The sequence below is a fragment of the Mesorhizobium sp. 113-3-3 genome, assembly GCF_016756495.1.
Classification (GTDB): domain Bacteria; phylum Pseudomonadota; class Alphaproteobacteria; order Rhizobiales; family Rhizobiaceae; genus Mesorhizobium.
The window spans coordinates 3895946-3914242 of sequence record NZ_AP023243.1; the positions used below are offsets into that span (position 1 = coordinate 3895946).

At 63.6% G+C, this 18297-nt stretch carries 17 protein-coding genes and 1 pseudogene; 13 read left to right on the forward strand and 5 right to left on the reverse strand.

Annotated features, from left to right (window positions below; translation table 11 throughout):
* The first annotated feature begins 13 nt into the window (after nucleotides 1-13).
* A complete protein-coding gene (locus JG746_RS18925; protein ID WP_202354185.1) occupies nucleotides 14-817 on the forward strand; it encodes an ion channel in 804 nt (267 codons plus the stop codon).
* A gap of 11 nt (nucleotides 818-828) precedes the next feature.
* Here the strand turns inward: JG746_RS18925 and JG746_RS18930 are convergent, their stop codons facing one another.
* Complete coding sequence (locus JG746_RS18930) at nucleotides 829-1710, reverse strand: DMT family transporter (protein WP_202354186.1); 882 nt, start codon at nucleotides 1708-1710, stop codon at nucleotides 829-831.
* A gap of 193 nt (nucleotides 1711-1903) precedes the next feature.
* Here JG746_RS18930 and JG746_RS18935 point away from each other — a divergent pair, with 193 nt between their 5' ends.
* On the forward strand, nucleotides 1904-2410 hold the full coding sequence (locus JG746_RS18935) for a hypothetical protein (protein WP_202359402.1): 507 nt from the start codon (nucleotides 1904-1906) through the stop codon (nucleotides 2408-2410).
* A gap of 140 nt (nucleotides 2411-2550) precedes the next feature.
* Here JG746_RS18935 and JG746_RS18940 read toward each other — a convergent pair whose 3' ends face one another.
* Nucleotides 2551-3879, reverse strand: a complete 1329-nt coding sequence (locus tag JG746_RS18940) for a DNA polymerase IV (RefSeq protein WP_202354187.1) — start codon at nucleotides 3877-3879, stop codon at nucleotides 2551-2553.
* A gap of 66 nt (nucleotides 3880-3945) precedes the next feature.
* Between JG746_RS18940 and JG746_RS18945 the strand changes: the two are divergent.
* Both JG746_RS18945 and JG746_RS18950 read left to right on the forward strand, forming a co-directional pair.
* A pseudogene (locus JG746_RS18945) lies at nucleotides 3946-4532 on the forward strand (N-acetyltransferase family protein).
* Nucleotides 4533-4627: 95 nt separating this feature from the next.
* Nucleotides 4628-6223, forward strand: a complete 1596-nt coding sequence (locus JG746_RS18950; RefSeq protein WP_244730895.1) for a hypothetical protein — start codon at nucleotides 4628-4630, stop codon at nucleotides 6221-6223.
* Nucleotides 6224-6287: 64 nt separating this feature from the next.
* Here JG746_RS18950 and JG746_RS18955 read toward each other — a convergent pair whose 3' ends face one another.
* Nucleotides 6288-6941: a hypothetical protein gene (locus JG746_RS18955; protein WP_202354189.1), complete on the reverse strand. Its 654-nt coding sequence runs from the start codon at nucleotides 6939-6941 to the stop codon at nucleotides 6288-6290.
* Nucleotides 6938-7237 (reverse strand): DUF3572 domain-containing protein, encoded by a 300-nt coding sequence (locus tag JG746_RS18960; RefSeq protein WP_027052046.1) that lies wholly within the window; start codon nucleotides 7235-7237, stop codon nucleotides 6938-6940. Before JG746_RS18960 ends, JG746_RS18955 begins: the two co-directional genes overlap by 4 nt.
* A 247-nt stretch (nucleotides 7238-7484) precedes the next feature.
* Here JG746_RS18960 and JG746_RS18965 point away from each other — a divergent pair, with 247 nt between their 5' ends.
* From JG746_RS18965 to JG746_RS18975, 3 genes are all read left to right on the forward strand, one after another.
* Nucleotides 7485-7856 (forward strand): response regulator, encoded by a 372-nt coding sequence (locus tag JG746_RS18965; RefSeq protein WP_013531932.1) that lies wholly within the window; start codon nucleotides 7485-7487, stop codon nucleotides 7854-7856.
* Nucleotides 7857-7889: 33 nt separating this feature from the next.
* Nucleotides 7890-9263, forward strand: coding sequence for a PleD family two-component system response regulator (locus JG746_RS18970; RefSeq protein ID WP_202354190.1), 1374 nt, complete (start codon nucleotides 7890-7892; stop codon nucleotides 9261-9263).
* Nucleotides 9264-9775: 512 nt separating this feature from the next.
* Nucleotides 9776-11245: an FAD-dependent monooxygenase gene (locus JG746_RS18975; protein ID WP_202359403.1), complete on the forward strand. Its 1470-nt coding sequence runs from the start codon at nucleotides 9776-9778 to the stop codon at nucleotides 11243-11245.
* Nucleotides 11246-11254: 9 nt separating this feature from the next.
* On the opposite strand, the gene JG746_RS18980 is transcribed toward JG746_RS18975, so the two are convergent.
* Entirely contained in the window at nucleotides 11255-12202 is a 948-nt protein-coding gene (locus JG746_RS18980; protein ID WP_202354191.1) for a GlxA family transcriptional regulator, read from the reverse strand.
* Between the two features lie 88 nt (nucleotides 12203-12290).
* Between JG746_RS18980 and JG746_RS18985 the strand changes: the two genes are divergently transcribed.
* The 6 genes from JG746_RS18985 (at nucleotide 12291) to JG746_RS19010 (ending at nucleotide 18295) form a co-directional block, all read left to right on the forward strand.
* Nucleotides 12291-12983, forward strand: a complete 693-nt coding sequence (locus JG746_RS18985; protein WP_202354192.1) for a DJ-1/PfpI family protein — start codon at nucleotides 12291-12293, stop codon at nucleotides 12981-12983.
* A 123-nt stretch (nucleotides 12984-13106) separates the two neighbouring features.
* Nucleotides 13107-13841: a FadR/GntR family transcriptional regulator gene (locus tag JG746_RS18990; protein ID WP_202354193.1), complete on the forward strand. Its 735-nt coding sequence runs from the start codon at nucleotides 13107-13109 to the stop codon at nucleotides 13839-13841.
* On the forward strand, nucleotides 13838-15025 hold the full coding sequence (locus tag JG746_RS18995) for a PLP-dependent transferase (protein WP_202354194.1): 1188 nt from the start codon (nucleotides 13838-13840) through the stop codon (nucleotides 15023-15025). Before JG746_RS18990 ends, JG746_RS18995 begins: the two co-directional genes overlap by 4 nt.
* Before the next feature lie 29 nt (nucleotides 15026-15054).
* On the forward strand, nucleotides 15055-16332 hold the full coding sequence (locus JG746_RS19000) for an ABC transporter substrate-binding protein (RefSeq protein ID WP_202354195.1): 1278 nt from the start codon (nucleotides 15055-15057) through the stop codon (nucleotides 16330-16332).
* Nucleotides 16333-16523: 191 nt separating this feature from the next.
* Complete coding sequence (locus JG746_RS19005; protein WP_202354196.1) at nucleotides 16524-17447, forward strand: carbohydrate ABC transporter permease; 924 nt, start codon at nucleotides 16524-16526, stop codon at nucleotides 17445-17447.
* A complete protein-coding gene (locus tag JG746_RS19010; RefSeq protein WP_202354197.1) occupies nucleotides 17447-18295 on the forward strand; it encodes a carbohydrate ABC transporter permease in 849 nt (282 codons plus the stop codon). The genes JG746_RS19005 and JG746_RS19010 overlap by 1 nt, the downstream gene beginning before the upstream one ends.
* The last annotated feature ends 2 nt before the right edge of the window (nucleotides 18296-18297 follow it).

Sequence of the window (18297 nt, forward strand, 5' to 3'; positions counted from 1 at the left end):
CATCGCGATCGGCATGAAGGCCGCGGACAAGCAAGCATCACAGGATCGTTCCGCGATGGCGCGGCTGCGCGACACGCTGCGCAGGCTCTATCATGGGCGCACGCCGGCCGCCTTCCGGTTTCAGGTTGCGGCAATCGTCATCGATCTGGCCATCATCGGCTTCTTCATCGCCACACCCGTCATCCAGCAATCGGCCTCGTTCCTGTGGCTGGATTATGCGGTGGCGGCGCTCGTCGGCGCCGATCTGGTCGCCAGGCTGCTGGCCTCCAACGACATGCTGCGGCTGATGAAGCAGCCGACCTCCTGGGTGGATGTCTTCATCCTGTTGACGCTGCTGATGCCGACGGCGCTCGCCAATCTCGGTTTTCTGCGCATCCTGCGGCTGTGGTCGCTGTCGCGCAGCGGTTCGATCTGGCGGCATTTCGAGATGCGCGGTCTGAGGCCGTGGCGCGAGGCAAGCCACGCGGTCATCAACCTGTTGACGTTTCTGTTCGTCATCACCGGCTTCGTCTACACCTTCTTCTTCCGCAACGGCGCCGGTCTGGAAAACTACATCGACGCGCTTTATTTCACCGTCGCGACGGTGACGACAACCGGCTTCGGCGACATCGTGCTGCCGGGCATGGCCGGCAAGCTGACGGCGATCGTCACCATGATCATCGGCATATCGCTGTTCGTCAGGCTGGCGCAGGCGATCTTCCGGCCGGCCAAGGTTTTCTTCCCCTGTCCGCAATGCGGGCTGCAGCGGCACGAGCCGGACGCGGTGCACTGCAAGGCCTGCGGGCATGTTCTCAACATACCGGACGCAGGCGACTGACTGGCGGACCGCTACGATGCCGCCACTTCAGCCGGCTTTACCGGCTTGCGCTGCAGGTTGAGCAGATTGCCCGTCAGGATCAGCAGCGCGCCGCCGGCGGTGAAGGCGTCGATCTGCTCGTGGTAAAGCAGCCAGCCGATCAGCGCCGACAGCGGTACGCGCAGGAAATCCATCGGCGAAATGACGGTGGCGTCGGCATAGACAAGCGCGCGGGCCATACAGAAATGTGACGACATGCCGGAGAAGGCAATCAGAACGATCCATGGCCACAGCTCCAGCGGCGGATTGCGCCACGTATAGAGCGCCGGAACGAGGCCGACCACCGACTGGATGATCAGCATCCAGAAGATGATGCGCACGACGCTGTCGGTGCGCGTCAGCGACTTGACCATGACCACAGAGATACCGAAGCAGACCGCGGCACCGAGCACGACGAGATGTCCTGGATCGGCCGAGCCGACACCGGGGCGAACGATGACCACCACGCCGATCAGCCCGAGCACGACCGCCGCGAGTTTTGGCCGGGAGAGCCTTTCGCCGAGAAACGTCACCGCCAGGATCGCCGTCCAGATCGGCGTGGTGAATTCGATCGAGATCAGCACCGCCAGCGGGATAAGCGTCAAGGCGTAGAGCCATGCCGCCTGGCCGCTATAGTGGACGACATTGCGGACAATATGGGCAAGGGGACGCTGCGTGCGCATCGCCGCGAAGCCGCCGCTCGTCAGCACCAGCGGCAAGAGGATGAAAAAGCCGATCACCGAGCGCAGTTCCAGCACCTGGAAGACGTTGAGTTCGGCTGTGGTGGCGCGGCCGGCGACCGACATCGCCAGGAAAGAGGTAATCGACAGCGCCATCCAGAACGCGGCCTTGGGGATCGAGGGGGTGGGTGCCATGGCAGCTATCTCGCAGGCCGGGGCTCTCGCCGCAATCGCTAGTCGCTTCATTCTTCTGGGCCAGTTGCAATGGCGTGATGTGCAAACGGTCATGTCGCCAGCGGAACCTGACAGGGCAGTGGGCGTTGAGTCCCGATATTCAGCCGAGCTTCGCAGGACGTCCTGCCTTTCAGCATCGACAAGGAGAACTTCGATGAGACCATTTGCGCAATTCGCGCTTGCCGGCTGCCTCTTGGTCGCGGCAGGCGCGGCACACGCCGACGAGACCAAGTTTCTTCAGTCGTTCAAGGGAAATTTTACCGGCAAGGGCACCGTCCAGGTGACCACGGACGTGCCGAACGTCAGTGTTTCCTGCAGCTTCAAGTCAAATGCGACCTCGACCTCGCTCTCCCTTGATGGCAATTGCCGCGGTCTCGTTGTGGTGTCACGGGCCATCAGCGCCAATCTGAAGGTCACAGGTGCGAAATACAGCGGCGTTTATGTCGGGTCCCGCACGGGTCCGGCACAGTTGAACGGCAGCCGTTCGGGCAACGCGATCAATCTCGGCATCCGCTGGGCCCAGGAGGTCAATGGCGATCGCAAGGCGCGGATGACGGTCGAGAAGCGAGGCGAGAACGGCATCCGGCTGACGGTCACCGACACCGATCCCAAAACCGGCAAGAACGTGGTGACGAGCAGGATCGATCTGACGCGCACCTGACGGGTGTGTCGATATTCAGGTGAGGCCGACCTGCGAACGATGGTTTCCTGCGCTTCCGGTGCTCACGTACTTCAAGTACGCTCCGCTCCTCGGAAACCATCACTCTCGGTTCGGCCTGACCTGAATCTCGACACACCAGGTCAGTCTTCCAGCGGTTCCGGCGGATGAGCGTCGCGGCCCCTGCCGAACGTATAGCCGGTCTCCACCGCCTTGCGGCCGAACTTGTCGCGCAGCGCATCGATGGCGCCTTCGGCCATGGCGCGCTTGCGCGACTGGACGTCGACGAGATCCGGCGGGTCGGCCTTGTCATCGTCGGAGAGGTCGCTGACGCCGATGCCGAGCAATCGAAATTTCGTTCCGTCGGTTTCCTTGCGGAGAAGCTCCACCCCGGTCTGGAAGATACGGTCGGCGAGCCTGGTCGGGTCGCCAAGCTGGCGGTTGCGGGTGCGCAGCTTGAAATCCTGGGTCTTCAGCTTCAGCACCACGGTGCGCCCGGCAATGCCTGATTTTTTCAGCCGCGCCGAGACCTTTTCCGAAAGCCCTCGCAGCACCGAGACCAGCTCGTCCAGCGACGCGATGTCGGTGTCGAAGGTGGTTTCGGCCGATACGCTCTTGGCATCCTGGTCGGGGTCGACGCGGCGAACGTCCTCACCACGCGAAAGCCGGTAGAGCCGGTCGCCCATCACGCCGTAGCGGCGCATCAGGTCGCCACGCTCCATCGTCTGCAACTGGCCGATGGTGCGGATGCCGTCGCGTTCCAGCGTGGCGTTGAACGCCTTGCCGACGCCCCAGATCATGGTCACCGGCTGCGTCGCCAGGAAGCCGACCGCCTCGGCCTCGCCGATGACCGAAAAGCCGCGCGGCTTGCGGAAGTCCGACGCGATCTTGGCGAGGAACTTGCAGTAGGAGAGGCCTGCAGAGACGGTGATACCCATCTCCTTCTCGACGGCCAGCGCGAAGCGCGCCAGCACCACGGCCGGCGGCAGGCCGTGCAACCGTTCGGTGCCGGCGAGGTCGAGAAACGCTTCGTCGATCGACAACGGTTCGACCAACGGCGTCAGCGCCTGCATCATGGCGCGCACCTCGCGGCCGACGCGCACATATTTTTCCATGTTGGGCGGGATCACGACCGCCTCGGGGCAGGCCTCGAGCGCCTTGAACATCGGCATGGCGGAACGCACGCCGCGGATGCGGGCGATGTAGCATGCGGTGGACACGACCCCGCGCTTGCCGCCGCCGATGATCAGCGGCTTGTCCTTGAGCGCCGGGTTGTCGCGCTTTTCGATCGCCGCATAGAAAGCGTCGCAATCGATATGGGCCAGATGCAGCCGGTAGAGCTCGGGATGACGGGCAAGGCGAGGGCTGCCGCAGCGCTCGCAGCGGCGCGTTTCACTGCGCTGAAACGTCAGGCAGTCACGGCAAAAACCGTGATCGGGATTGTTGACAGGGGCCGCCATCACTGCGAACATAAAGAGAACAGAGGCAATGGTACGACAGTGCAGGGTCAGCGACAAGCTTGGCCTGGGGAGAACCGTATGAGCACGACCATAGTGCCGCTGGCGCCTGGGCTCTGGCCTGACTTCGAGGACCTTTTCGGCAAGCAGGGTGCCTGCTACGGCTGCTGGTGCACGCATTTCCGGCTGGCGACGGCGGCGCGGCGCGAGAGCAGCCGCGAACGCAACAAGGACCATATCAAGGCGCGTATCGAAGCCGGCCCGCCGCCCGGGCTGCTGGCCCTTGAGGACGGCAAGGCGGTCGGCTGGATGCAGATCGGGCCGCGCGCCGACGTGCCCGAATGGAACAACAAGGGCAGGGGCTCGGCGCCGATCGACCCCGCCGACGCTTCCGATCCGGCCGTCTGGGCGATCTCCTGCTTCTTCATCCGCGCCAAGGCGCGCGGCCGGGGCATCACGCATCGCCTCGTCGAAGGCGGTATCGATTTCGCCCGCAGCAACGGAGCACGCTCGTCGAGGCCTGCCCGATCGACCTGTCGCGCGATTCGCGCTCGATCGGCCTTTTCGTCGGCTCGTCGGGTGTGTTCGAGAAGGCCGGGTTCGAGAGGCTGGTGGAACGCAAGGCGGGTCGGCCGCTGATGCGGCTGGTGCTGAAGCCGATTGCCTGACTGTCATCATCTTGCAGTTGTGATGGTATTTCCCTACCAGAAGGCAGCGAAACGATTTTTGCCTTTCGATCAAACGGAGACTTCCCGTGAACCGTATGTTGCCATTTGCCTTTGCCGCGCTTCTCATCAGCGCGCCCGCCTTCGGCCAGACCGTCGACAGCAAGGGCGCCAAGCAATTGTCCGACGACCTGTCCCGCTATGTCGGCAAACAGGCGCTCGACAAGGGCATTCTGAAGGTCTCGGTCGAAGGCGACGCCTACAAGGTCGCGTTCGATCTCAAGGCGCTTGCCGCGACATTTCCCGAGCAGGGAAAGGTGAAACTCGACTTCGCGCCCTACGCCGTGCTGGTGAAGCCGCGCAGCGACGGAACCTGGGATGTCTCGATGGATTTTTCGCAAAGCGGATCCTTCGAGTTCAACGGGCCGGAAGGGCTGCAAAGCACGCAGTTCTCGATCAAGGACGGCAAGGGTTCCGGCGTCTATGATCCCAATCTGGCGGCCTTCATCAGCGGTGCCAGTTCGTTGGCCGGCATGACGATGGCATCGAAGGATGCCAAGCAGCAGATGGAGGCCAGCACGGGCGCCGGCACCGCGACGATTGCCGCCACCAAGGCCGCTAACGGCGGCGTCGATTTCACGATGTCGCAAAAGATTTCGAATTTCGTCGAATCGATCAAACTGGACGATCCGGAGAACGGGCTGAATTTTCCGGTCACGATCAAGTCGCCGGAATTGTCGGTGGAAGCCAGCGGCAAGGGCGTGCAGACGAGGCCGCTGCTCGACCTCCTGGCATTTGCCGTGGCCAATGAGGATGAGAAGACGCTGAAGGCAAACCAGGCGCAGCTCAAGTCGCTGCTGCGCGCCGCGCTTCCGGTTTGGGAGCGCATCGACGGCACCTATGGCTTCAAGGATTTCGCGGTCGACAGCCCGATCGGCACTTTCGGGGCAACCCAGCTCAGCACGGCGTTCGGCAGCGACGGCGTTTCCCAGAGCGGCAAGGTCACCTACGGCATCAAGGCGTCGGGTCTCACCGTGCCGCAGCAGCTTTTGCCTAGCTGGAGCGTGGCGCTTCTGCCCACCGACATCGACCTGAACTTCGGCGGCGCCAATATCGATCTCGACAGCATGGCGAAGAAGGCGATCGAAGCCTTTGATCTCAATCAGGATCTGCCGCTGACGGCCGAGTTCGGCGACCAGCTCAAGGCCGACTTCCTGGCCAAGGCGCCGAAGGTCGTCATCGCCCACAGCACCGTGAAGAACAAGGACATGGAGATCGCGCTGGAAGGTGAGATGACAAGCTTCGGCCAGAAGCCGGATGCAAATCTCACCGTCGATGTCGCCGGCTTCGACAAGATCATGGAGCATTTGCAGGAGGCGGCAAAGGCGGAGCCGGAGATCGGGCAGTACGTGCCTGTCGCCCTCATGGCCAAGGGTTTTGCCAAGACGCTCCCGGACGGCCGCCTGGAATGGGCCATCAGCACCAAGGCGGACGGCTCGGTCACCGTCAACGGCGTCATGCTGAAGCCAGCCGACCCGGCGGTGGATGACAGCGTCGACGATGGTGACGGCGCGGGCGAAAGCAACGACGGCGACAATGGCGGCGCCGCCAATAGTGGCGCTGGCGACAATGGCGGTGGCGCTGATAGTGGCGGCAGCGACAATGGCGGGGCCGGTGCGAAGCTCAATCCTTGAGGGTTAGGCTTCCTGCGCCCCCGGGAAGCGCATAGCGCTTTCCCAGGGGCGTCGCGCCTGACGTTTAAAGCCCCAGGGCGCTCACAATCTTCGGCCCGGCTTCGTGCCAGTCCTGGACGACGATGACATCGTGCTGGACCGCCGGCAGGAAGGCGCGCAGCGAATTGTCGGCCATCAGGTGGAAAAGACTGGCGTCGGCGACCTTCTCCCGCACCGAGGCCAGATTGTGCGGCTGATCGTCGACGAAGACCACCGGCCGGCCGCTCTGGCCGCGCAGTCTGGCCACGGCCGGTCCCTTGGCCATCTCGGTGGTCAGAAGCGGGTAGTTCAGCCCGAGCGCATCGAGATGGGCGCGGCGCACGGCGCGATGCCGGTGCGGCATGGCCGTCAGCATGATGATTTCCGCGCGGTCGCCAAGCCTTGCCAGGGCTTCCGCAGCGCCGTCGGTGATGCTCTGCCAATCGGCCTGCGCGTCGAAGAAATCGCCCAGAAGTGCCGTGACTTCGGGCTGTTCGATCAGGCGGCCACTGGCCGTTTCGGCAATGTTGCCGGTCAGCCGGAAGGACGCCAGCGTCAGGCCATAGCCGCGCGACTTGAGGAAATGTGGGAAGGGGCGAATGAATTCGAGTACGACGTCATCGACGTCGAGCACCAGCAGCGGCCGGTCGTCCGCTGAGAGTTCCTCGATCTGGCGCGCGGTCTCCGGATCATCGCTCATATGGAATGCTCGTGGTTGTCGTCGCCGAGCGGCAGTGCGCGCAACGCCTTGCCGACGGCGGCCGGCGGCGTGCCGGTTTCCTCGGCAAAGCGCATCAGGGTCGGCTCATGGGCAAGGATAAATTGCAGCACGCCGGCCAGAAAACCCGGCTCGCCGGCGGCCTTGCGGATCGAATGCGCTTCTATTCCGGTGATCGCCAGAAAGCGTGGCAACAGTTCCGGATCGGAGGCGACGAAGCCCAGCGCCTTCACGGCAATGGTTTCCGCCTCTTCGCGCATTGACGCCGCGTTTGCCATCACTACCTTCGGTACGTGGAATGAGTCTCTTCCGCAGTAATGGCAAGAATTGCTTGCGGCAAGCCTTTACAGCGCCGCGCGCCGTTTGGACGCGCGGTCAGGCGAGGTGGAATTCGCGCTGCTTTGCAGTTCGGGGGTTTCCGTTTCGTCAATCATATTGCCGTATCGTGAAGCAGGGTTTGGTGCGTTCAAGGACGAGCGCATAACGGCCGCCTTCGAGCGGAGCGACGGCCGGGACGGGATGTCGATGCCTAAGAAGGTCATGATCGTCGAGGACAATGAGCTCAACATGAAGCTCTTTCGGGACCTCATCGAAGCAAGCGGCTACGAGACGGTGCGCACCCGCAACGGTCTTGAGGCGCTCGACCTGGCGCGCCAGCACCGGCCCGACCTCATCCTGATGGACATTCAGCTGCCCGAAGTGTCGGGACTGGAAGTGACCAAGTGGCTGAAGGAAGATGACGAGCTGCACGTCATTCCGGTCATCGCCGTGACCGCCTTCGCCATGAAAGGCGACGAGGAGCGCATCCGCCAGGGCGGCTGCGAGGCCTATATTTCGAAGCCGATCTCAGTGCCGCGTTTCATCGAAACCATCAAATCCTACCTGGGCGATGCCTGATGTACCTTTCCAGCCGAGCCGGAGCCTTGTGATATGACCGCGCGGATCCTCGTCGTCGACGACATCCCTGCCAATGTGAGGCTGCTTGAGGTTCGGCTGCTGGCCGAATATTTCGAGGTGCTGACCGCCACCAACGGGCCCGACGCCATCGAGACCTGCGAGAACGGCAAGGTCGATGTCGTGCTGCTCGACGTGATGATGCCCGACATGGACGGGTTCGAGGTCTGCCGCCGGCTGAAGAGCGATCCGGCGACGTCACACATTCCGGTGGTGATGATCACCGCGCTCGACCAGGTCTCCGACCGCGTGCGCGGGCTCGAGGCCGGCGCCGACGATTTCCTGACCAAGCCGGTCAACGACCTGCAGCTCATGACGCGGGTCAAGAGCCTTGTCCGGTTGAAGTCGCTCACCGACGAGCTCAGGCTGCGCGCTTCGACGACGCGCAATATCGGCATCGAGGAGTTGCTCAGCCGCAATTTCGCGTCCGAGGACACGACGCCGAAAGTACTGTTGATCGACGAGCGCAAATCATCGGTCGAGCGCATCCAGAAGATGCTGCGCGACCGCGCCGACCTCGATGTCATCGGCGACCCGCATGCCGGGTTCTTCCAGGCCGCCGAGACGTCCTATGAATGCGTGATGATCTCGACGGCCTTCGCCGATTTCGATCCGCTCCGGCTCTGCTCGCAATTGCGCTCGCTCGACCGCACCCGTTTCGTGCCGATCATCCTTTTGGCCGACGAGGGCGAGGAGGAGCGCATCATCCGCGGCCTCGAACTCGGCATCAACGACTATCTGATGCGGCCGATCGACCAGCAGGAGCTGACGGCGCGGCTGCGCACCCAGGTGCGCCGCAAGCGCTACAATGACCAATTGCGCGCCAGCGTCACCCAGACCATCGAGATGGCGGTCACTGACGGCCTGACGGGGCTGCACAACCGCCGCTATCTCGACAGCCATTTGCAGACGCTGTTCGACCGCGCCGTGGCGCGGCGCCGGCCGCTGTCGGTGATGATCACCGATCTCGACCGCTTCAAGTCGATCAATGACGCGCATGGCCATGATGGCGGCGACGACGTGCTGCGGGAATTCGCGCGGCGGCTGCGCAAGAATGTCAGGGGTATCGACCTTGCCTGCCGGTTCGGCGGCGAGGAGTTCGTGGTGGTCATGCCGGATACCGATGGCGTCGTGGCCGAGAAGGTGGCCGAACGCATCCGCGCCGAAATCGCCCAGAAGCCTTTCGCCATCGGCGCCGACGGCAAGACGATCGAGGTCACCGTCAGCGTCGGTGTGTCGTCGGTGCTGAAGGGCGTGGATACGGTGGCGGCGCTGATGAAGCGCGCCGATCTCGCGCTTTACGAAGCCAAGAGCGGCGGCCGCAACCGCGTCGTTGCCAAGGCGGCGTAAGCGTCCGCGACCGATTCTACGGTCAATCCAACAAGGTTAGCTATTTACCTTAATCCAAGCGATTCGCGAGCCTTGGTTAAGAAACTGTTGATTTTCATAAGCTCTTGAGCAAATGTGCAGGCCAAGACGAAGCCGGCACGAGGGTACATAGCCGGCTCGATCCCTAGAAATACCCCATGATGCTCAGGTCCGCCGCATCTCCTGGGTCCGTGGGGTCGGCCGGCCGGCGCTGGCACATAGTGGCCTCCTCGTACCGCTGCCAAACGCCGACCGGCCCCCTTCTTCCAAACAGACATCAGAACTTCGTGCCAAGGCGCGAAGGACTCTGATTTTTTGCCTGCAGGCGATCCGGGCTCCCGTCTTCGATCCACGGCTGTCAGCCGTTCAAAGCGATCCGAGCAGGAGAGCACCCCTTCCATTTCGTACATATGGCGCACAAGGGGCTTGCGCCAAGACCCGGCCCCTCCCGTAAAAAGCGGCGCAGACCAGGCGTGAAACGGGAGTGACGATTGATGATTTCAGAGCATGCGGTGGTGATCGCCGGGGGCGGTCCGACAGGATTGATGCTGGCGGGGGAACTCGCGCTGGCAGGCGTCGATGTCGCCATCGTCGAGCGGCGCCCGGACCAGCAACTGGTCGGCTTGCGCGCGGGTGGCCTGCACGCGCGCACCATCGAGATTCTCGATCAGCGCGGAATTGCCGACCGGTTTGTGTCGCAGGGGCAAAGCTTCCCGACCATCGGCTTCCACATGATCCGTTTGGACATCAGCGACTTTCCCGGCCGGCACAGCTGTCTCCTGGCGCTGCGGCAAAACCATATCGAACGGATACTGGCCGACTGGATCAACGCGTTGGGGGTGCCGATCTATCGTGGACAGGACGTCACCGGTTTCGCGCAGGATGATGGCGGCGTCGACGTGGAACTGTGCGGTGGCCAATGGCTGCGGGCGCAATACCTCGTCGGCTGCGACGGAGGGCGCAGCACGATCCGCAAGGCGGCGGGCATCGAGTTTCCCGGATGGGATCCGACGATGAGCTGGATGATCGCCGAGGTCGAAATGTCCGGGGAACCGGCATTGGGCTTTCGCAGCGACGCCTACGGAATTCATGCGATAGGCAAAATCGAGGACAGCGACCGGGTGGGTGTCGTGCTGACCGAGAGGCAGTTGACCATCGGAGGTGAACCGACGCTGGTCGACCTCAGCGAGGCGCTTGTCGCCGTCTACGGCACCGATTACGCGGTCCACAGCCCAACCTGGATCTCCCGCTTCACCGATATGACGCGGCAGGCCGCCGCCTACCGCGACAGGCGTGTCCTGTTGGCCGGCGACGCCGCGCATATCCATCCGCCGATGGGCGGGCAGGGGCTCAATATCGGCGTGCAGGACGCGGTCAATCTGGGGTGGAAGCTGGCCCAGGTGGTCAAGCGGACCTCGCCGGAAAGCCTGCTCGACAGCTATCACGCCGAACGTCATCCGATCGCCGCTCGCGTGCTGCGCAACGCGAAGGCGCAGGTTGCGCTGCGTCGCATGGATGCCAGCACCAAGGCCCTGGGCGACATCTTTACCGAGCTGCTCGGTATGGATGAGCCGCGTAAGCGGATTGCCGCGGAGATGTCCGGTCTGGGCATCCATTACGATCTCGGCGAGGGACATCCACTGCTTGGCCGGCGAATGCCCGACCTCGACCTGGTCGCCGCCGGCGGTCCAGTACGGGTCTTCAGCCTGCTGCATGACGCCCGGCCGGTGCTTCTCGACCTCGGCGAACCAGGCGGACTGGACATCGCGCCCTGGGCGGACCGGGTCCGGCAGACCGAGGCTGGATATGACGGCACCTGGGAACTGCCGGTCCTCGGGGCGGTCGCCGCGCCCGCCGCCGTGCTGATCCGGCCCGATGGCTATGTGGCCTGGGTCGGGGACGGAACCCAACAGGGACTGGCCGACGCGCTGACCACCTGGTTCGGGCCGCCTGCCGCGGGTTAGCGACACGCCTTAGAAGCGTTCGCGATAATCGCGCGGGTTGGTGCCGAGGACGCGTAGAAAGCCGCGCCGCATCGTCTCTTCCGATCCGAATCCGCAGCGGCGGGCCGTCTGGTTGACGGCCTGGCCCCGTTCCAGCATCCCTCGCGCCGCCTCGATCCGGATCTCCTCGATGGCGCGCGCCGGTGTGCGGCCCGTTGCCTCCCGATAGTGCCTGGAGAAACTGCGCGGGCTCATATTGGCGCGCTCGGCCAGGTTCGGCAGCGAAAGGTCGCCGTCCAGATTGTCCTGGATCCAGCCATGCAGCCGGTCGAAGCGTTCGTCGCCTTGCTGAAGCTTGAGGGTCTGGCTGAACTGCGCCTGGCCACCGGGTCGTTTCAGGAAGACCACCAGCTCGCGCGCCACGCTAAGCGCCACGCGCCGGCCAAGGTCGGCCTCGACGAAGGAAAGGGCGAGATCTATGCCCGCCGTCACGCCTGCCGACGTCCAGACATTGCCGTCACGGATGAAGATCGGGTCGGGTTCGAGGCGGACCGCTGGAAAGCGCCGCGCCAATTCGGCGCAGCGTGCCCAATGAGTGACCGCACGCCGGCCGTCGAGCAATCCTGCCGTTGCCAGAAGCATGGCGCCACTGCACACCGACGCTGTCCGCGTGGCGTCGTGCGAGCGGCCGACTATCCATTGGACGAGTTCGGGATCCTCGCAGGCCGCGTTGACGCCCCATCCGCCAGGCACGATCAGCGTATCTATCCTTGACCCATGTGGCGGCAGCGCCGCGGTCTCGAGCACGAGGCCGGCGGACGTCCTGATCCGTGGCGAGGCGGCGACGACCGTGACCTCATAGGGAGCCGGTTCACCGGCCTGAGTCCTGAAGTCGTTGGCGCTGGCGAAAACCTGAAGCGGCCCGCTGACATCGAGGAGCTGGATGTCGGGATAGGCAAGGATTTCGATATGGCGCATGGCGATTTGGCTTGAAATGAGGGATGATTGGCATTCGTGCCAAAGCATGATGCCTTAGGTTGGCTGGAGTCAATCCAAGGAGAGTTCCATGACGCTTCGTTTCGGCATCCTCGTCTTCCCCAATCTCCAGCAGCTCGACCTCACCGGCCCTTATGAAGTCCTGGCATCGGCCAAGGGCGCCGAGGTGGAATTGATCTGGAAGGATCGCGATCCGGTGACGTCCTCGACACGACTGTCGCTCAACCCAACGGCAACCTTCGACGATTGCCCGCCTCTCGATGTGCTGTGCATTCCGGGTGGAGGCGGCGTCAACCCGCTGCTGGAGGACCAGGCGGTCCTCGATTTCGTGCGGGAGCGCGCCGCGCGGGCACGCTATGTCACCTCGGTATGCAGCGGCGCCCTGGTGCTCGGTGCCGCCGGCCTGCTCAAAGGCAAGCGGGCGACGACGCATTGGTACGCGCATGATTTCCTCGCCGAGTTCGGCGCCATTCCGGTCGACGAGCGCATCGTCGAGGACGGAAACCTGATAACCGCCGGCGGCGTCACCTCGGGGATCGATTTCGGCCTCCTTCTGGTCGCCAGGCTTCTCGGCCAGGCCGAGGCCGAAACGGTGCAGCTCTCGCTCGAATATGCCCCGGCTCCTCCGTTCCAATCGGGCACGCCCGCACAGGCTTCGCCTTCCGTGCTGGCGGAAGCAAAGAAGCGGCTCGCGGGTTCGAGGCGGATTCGCGAGGAGATGTTCTCGCGCTGGCGCGCCACGCGCCTCGTCACGCCGGCTTGAACTGACGGACCGAACGGCGCCACGGCGCGTCGTTCGGCCCGTCCCCGTTTCGGCGGTTGACACGTCTCTTCGTCCGTGCAGAATTGGTTGGACCATTGGACCACTTCTGCACCGGGAGGACTTGTGGACCAGAACAGCCTGCCACCCATTCAGACGACGGCGCGCGACGACGCCGTTCTGAAGGCGTTGGTGGGCTTTGTCCGCGCCGAGGCGTTGCAGCCCGGTGAGCGCCTTCCGACCGAACGCATCCTGGCCGAGCGGCTGAAGGTCAGCCGCAACACGGTGCGCGAGGCGCTGACGCGGTGGGAGGGGCTAGGTCTCGTCGAGCGCCGGCAAGGCAGCGGCACCTATCTCAAGGCGGCCGTGTCACCCGACATGCTGCACATGCCGCTGACGCTGGCCGGCGGCAACGACTTCACCAGCCTGATGCATACGCTTGAAATCCGCCGCGCGCTGGAAGCCGAGGCAGCGGCCCTTTGCGCCGAACGCGCCAGCCCGGCCGACATTGCCGAGATCGAACGCAAGCTCGACGTCATGGAGCAGGCGTTCCGCACCCGCGACGGCATGTCGTCGGAAGAGGACTGGGAATTCCACCAGGCGATCTACCGGGTCTCCGGCAATCCGCTGTTCGAGCAGATTATCGCCGCCATGCACGAACTGTTCCACCGCTTCTGGGAACATCCGCTGGGCGTGCGCGATTTCGGCCACGCCAGCTTTCCCTATCACCGCACCATCTACGAATGCATTGCCGCGCGCGACCCGCAAGGCGCCCGCGCCGAGGCGCTCAAGCTGATCGCCACCGTCGAGGATGATCTCAAGCGCGGTGCTGCCAAACTCAAACTCTCGAGCCAGACATGAACGAGCATCCCTCAGGTTTCGACCATGATTATCTTGCCGAGGCGGCAACGCTTCTGGCGCATGACGAGCCGTTTCCGGGTGGCGCGGTGGTGCCGCCGATCTACCAGACCTCGCTGTTCACCTTCGCCAACTACGCAGAAATGGCCGACACCTTTGCCGGCAAACGAAAGCAGCCGATCTATTCACGCGGCGACAATCCGACGGTAATGGAGTTCGAGGCGCGCGTCGCCGCACTCGAGGGTGCGGAGGCCGCGCGCGGCTTTTCCAGCGGCATGGCGGCGATCAGCGCCACCGTGCTTGCCTTCGTCGGGGCGGGCGAGCGTATCGTTGCGGTGCGCAACTGCTATGGCGATGCCTACCGGCTGTTCGAGCGGTTGTTGCCGCGGCTCAACATCAAGGTCGACTATGTCGACGGTTCCGATCCGGATGCGGTTGCCGCGGCACTTCCCGGCGCCAAGCTGCTCTACCTGGAAAGCCCGACCTCGATGATGTTCGAGCTCCAGGACATCGCGCATCTGACCCGGTTGGCGAAAGAGCAGGGCATCGTCACCACCATCGACAATTCCTGGGCGACGCCGGTGTTCCAGAAGCCCATCTCGCATGGCGTCGATCTGGTGCTGCATTCGGCCTCCAAATATCTCGGCGGCCACAGCGACACGGTCGCGGGCGTGGTGGCGGGCTCTTCCGCGCACATCAAGCACATCAACGAGCAGACCTATTCCTATCTCGGCGGCAAGCTGTCGCCATTCGAGGCCTGGCTGCTGCTGCGCGGCCTGCGCACGCTGCCGCTGCGCCTGCCGCACCACATGAAGAGCGGGCTCACCATCGCCGAACGGCTGAAGGCGCATGCCCATGTCGAGCGCGTCAACCATCCCGCCTATTCGAACCATCCCGGCAAGGCGTCGCTGGGCGGCTATGCCGGCCTGTTCTCGTTCGAGGTGACGGACGATATCGACATCCCGGTCTTCGTCGACGCGCTGAAATATTTTCGCATCGGCGTCAGCTGGGGCGGGCATGAAAGCCTGGTCGTGCCGGCCAAGGCGTCGCTGGAGCAGACGCCGGGACTGAATTCGATGGCGCGCTTCGGCGTCAGCCCCCGAACCATCCGCTTCAATGTCGGATTGGAAAGTGTCGAAGATCTCTGGGCCGACGTCGCCCAGGCCTTCGAAAAAGCCAGAAAATAACAAGCGGGTTCAAAATGGGAGTCTTGAACATGAAAAAACTGACCATCATGCTTGCCACCGTCGCGGGGCTGGCGATTTCCGCCGGCAGCGCGCTGGCCGATTCGACCCTGAAGATGGTCGAAGTCATCACCAGCCCGCCGCGCACCGAATTCCTGAAAAAGCAGATCGCCGAGTTCGAGGCCGCCAATCCCGGCGTCAAGGTCGAGCTGATCTCGCTGCCCTGGGGCCAGGCCTTCGAAAAATTCCTGACCATGGTGCAGGCCGGCGACACGCCCGACGTGGTCGAGATGCCGGAACGCTGGATGGGCCTCTACGCCAACAATGCCCAGCTCGAGGACCTTGGCCCCTACATGGCCAAATGGGATGACGCCAAGACGCTCGGCGAGCGCGCCAAGCAGTTCGGCTCGACGGTCAACAACACCCAGTTCATGATCCCCTACGGCTACTATGTGAACGCGCTGTTCTGGAACAAGAAACTGTTCAAGCAGGCCGGCCTCGACGGGCCGCCGGCGACGCTCGACGAATTCATCGCCGACTCCAAGAAGATCTCCGCCATTCCCGGCAAATACGGCTACTGCCTGCGCGGCGGACCCGGCGCCTTCAACGGCATGCACATGTTCATGAACATCGCCCAGGGCAAGGGCGGTTACTTCAACGAGGACGGCACCTCGACCATCAACGAGGAGGGCTCGGTCAAGGGCCTGCAGATGCTGGCCGACATGTACAAGGACGGACTGGCGCCGAAGGATGCAGTGAGCTGGGGCTTCAACGAAACCGTGACCGGCTTCTATTCCGGCACTTGCGCCATGCTCAACCAGGACCCGGACGCGCTGCTCGGCATCGCCGACAAGATGAGCGCCGACGATTTCGCCGTGGCGCCGCTGCCGGTTGGTCCGAGCGGCAAATCCTACCCCACGCTCGGCTATGCCGGCTGGGCGATGTTCGCCAACTCGCAGCACAAGGACGATGCCTGGAAGCTGATGGCGACGCTTCTGTCGCCAAAGGACAATCTGGAATGGGCCAAGGAAGTCGGCGTCGTGCCGATCCACAACGGCGCCGACCAGGATCCGCATTTCAAGACCGAGCAGTTCAAGGGCTGGTTCACCGAGCTCAGCGACACCTCCAAATATGAAATGGTGACGCCGCCGACGCATCTGGAAAACCTCGGCAATTTCGTCGACCAGGTGGCGATCAAGAACTTCCAGGAAGTGCTGCTTGGCCAAAAGACCGCCAAGGACGTGGCCGACCAATGGGCTCAATTCCTGACCAAGGAACAGCAGGACTGGCTGGCGAAGAACAAGAAGTAAGCGCAGCGCCTCTTTCCTTCTCCCCGTTTCACGGGGAGAAGGTGGCCCGAAGGGCCGGATGAGGGGCGGCGCGAAGTTTTGAGAAGCTAGCGCCGCCCCTCATCTGCCTGCCGGCATCTTCTCCCCGTTGAACGGGGAGAAGGACGCTGTTTTGCCTTCCCGCACCCATCCTCCACCGTAGAGCCAAATCGATGACCTACGCCGTGTCCGAAATCCGATCCGCCGGCAAGCCGCGACGAAAGCGGCTGTCGCACGCCGCCATCGAGCCCTGGCTCTATCTCAGCCCGGCGATCATCCTGCTGGTCGTGGTGCTTTTGGTGCCGCTGGTCATTGGCATCAGCTACTCCTTCCGCAAATTCTCGGCCTTCAAGTCCGAATATGTCGGGCTCGGCCAGTATCAGGCCATGCTGTCGGACCAGGTGCTGGGGCAGGCGCTGGTCAACACGCTGTGGTGGACGGTCTCCAGCCTGTTCTTCCAGTTCTTCCTCGGCCTTGGCCTGGCGCTGCTGCTCGACAAGCCGTTCCGGGGCCGCAAGCTGGTGCAGGCGCTGGTGTTCCTGCCCTGGGCGGTGCCGTCCTTCCTGTCTGGCCTGACCTGGGCCTGGCTGTTCAATCCGATCGTCGGGCCGCTGCCGCATTGGCTGTTTGCCTTGGGGCTGAAGGCAGAGCCGACCAATGTGCTCTCCGATCCGGCAACGGCGATGTGGGGGCCGATCATTGCCAATGTCTGGTTCGGCATTCCGTTCTTCGCCATCACGCTGCTGGCGGCGCTGAAGTCCATTCCGTCGGAACTGCATGAGGCGGCGGCGATCGACGGCGCTTCGCCCTGGCAGCGCTTCACCAAGGTGACGCTGCCGTTCCTGGCGCCGACCATCGCCATCACCGTGATGCTGCGCACCATCTGGATCGCGACCTTCGCCGACCTGATCTTCGTCATGACCGAGGGCGGACCGGCCGGCTCGACCAACACGGTGCCGGTCTACATCTATGTCAGCGCCTTCAAGTCGCTGGACAAGGGCTATGCCTCGGCGGTGGCCGTGCTGCTGCTCGTCCTGCTGATTGCCTATGCCATCGCTTTGATCGCCATCCGCCGCTCCCTGGTGAGGCACGTCTGATGATCGCGGGACGCTCAACCTCACAACGGTTCTTCGGCGGTGTCGGCCTCTACGCGGCGATCGCTGCCTATGTGGTCTTCGCCCTGTTCCCGATCTACTGGACGCTGAAGATTTCGGTGACGCCGGAACGGCTGCTCTATTCGGAAGGCATCACCTTCTGGCCGTCGCACATGACGCTGCAGAATTTCGTTACCGTGCTCGAGGCCACCGATTTCCCGCGCTATTTCCTCAACAGCGTCATCGTCTCGGTGTCGACGGCGGCCCTGGTGACGATCATCGCCACGCTCGCCGGCTACGCCATGTCGCGCTTCACCTTTCGCGGCAAGGCGGCGCTGGCGCTGATGCTGCTTTTGACCCAGACCTTCCCGCTGGTGATGGTCATCCCGCCGATCTACCGGGTGATGGGGCAGATCGGCCTGATCAACAGCCTGACCGGGCTGATCATCATCTACACCGCCTTCAACACCGCCTTCGCCACCTTCCTGATGCAGTCCTTCTTCGACGGCATCCCGAAGGATCTGGAGGAAGCGGCGATGATCGACGGCTGCACGCGTGCGCAGGCGATGCGCAAGGTGATCGTGCCGCTGACGCTGCCTGGCATGGGCGCAACACTCGGCTTCGTCTTCACCGCCGCCTGGAGCGAGCTTCTGTTCGCGCTGATGTTGATTTCCAGCGACGACCAGAAGACTTTCGCCGTTGGCCTGCTCACCTTCATCGGCAAGTTCGCCGTCGACTGGGGGCAGATGATGGCGGCGTCCATCCTGGCGCTGATCCCGGTCTGCGTCTTCTTCGCTTTCCTGCAACGCTATCTCGTCACCGGCCTGACCGCCGGCGCCGTCAAAGGATAGAT

Excerpts from the sequence above, each read along its gene's own strand:
- JG746_RS18925 (WP_202354185.1), top strand. The coding sequence starts at position 14 with ATGAAGGCCGCGGACAAGCAAGCATCACAGGATCGTTCCGCGATGGCG.
- JG746_RS18930 (WP_202354186.1), bottom strand. The coding sequence starts at position 1,710 with ATGGCACCCACCCCCTCGATCCCCAAGGCCGCGTTCTGGATGGCGCTG.
- JG746_RS18935 (WP_202359402.1), top strand. The coding sequence starts at position 1,904 with ATGAGACCATTTGCGCAATTCGCGCTTGCCGGCTGCCTCTTGGTCGCG.
- JG746_RS18940 (WP_202354187.1), bottom strand. The coding sequence starts at position 3,879 with ATGTTCGCAGTGATGGCGGCCCCTGTCAACAATCCCGATCACGGTTTT.
- JG746_RS18950 (WP_244730895.1), top strand. The coding sequence starts at position 4,628 with ATGTTGCCATTTGCCTTTGCCGCGCTTCTCATCAGCGCGCCCGCCTTC.
- JG746_RS18955 (WP_202354189.1), bottom strand. The coding sequence starts at position 6,941 with ATGAGCGATGATCCGGAGACCGCGCGCCAGATCGAGGAACTCTCAGCG.
- JG746_RS18960 (WP_027052046.1), bottom strand. The coding sequence starts at position 7,237 with ATGGCAAACGCGGCGTCAATGCGCGAAGAGGCGGAAACCATTGCCGTG.
- JG746_RS18965 (WP_013531932.1), top strand. The coding sequence starts at position 7,485 with ATGCCTAAGAAGGTCATGATCGTCGAGGACAATGAGCTCAACATGAAG.
- JG746_RS18970 (WP_202354190.1), top strand. The coding sequence starts at position 7,890 with ATGACCGCGCGGATCCTCGTCGTCGACGACATCCCTGCCAATGTGAGG.
- JG746_RS18975 (WP_202359403.1), top strand. The coding sequence starts at position 9,776 with ATGATTTCAGAGCATGCGGTGGTGATCGCCGGGGGCGGTCCGACAGGA.
- JG746_RS18980 (WP_202354191.1), bottom strand. The coding sequence starts at position 12,202 with ATGCGCCATATCGAAATCCTTGCCTATCCCGACATCCAGCTCCTCGAT.
- JG746_RS18985 (WP_202354192.1), top strand. The coding sequence starts at position 12,291 with ATGACGCTTCGTTTCGGCATCCTCGTCTTCCCCAATCTCCAGCAGCTC.
- JG746_RS18995 (WP_202354194.1), top strand. The coding sequence starts at position 13,838 with ATGAACGAGCATCCCTCAGGTTTCGACCATGATTATCTTGCCGAGGCG.
- JG746_RS19000 (WP_202354195.1), top strand. The coding sequence starts at position 15,055 with ATGAAAAAACTGACCATCATGCTTGCCACCGTCGCGGGGCTGGCGATT.
- JG746_RS19005 (WP_202354196.1), top strand. The coding sequence starts at position 16,524 with ATGACCTACGCCGTGTCCGAAATCCGATCCGCCGGCAAGCCGCGACGA.
- JG746_RS19010 (WP_202354197.1), top strand. The coding sequence starts at position 17,447 with ATGATCGCGGGACGCTCAACCTCACAACGGTTCTTCGGCGGTGTCGGC.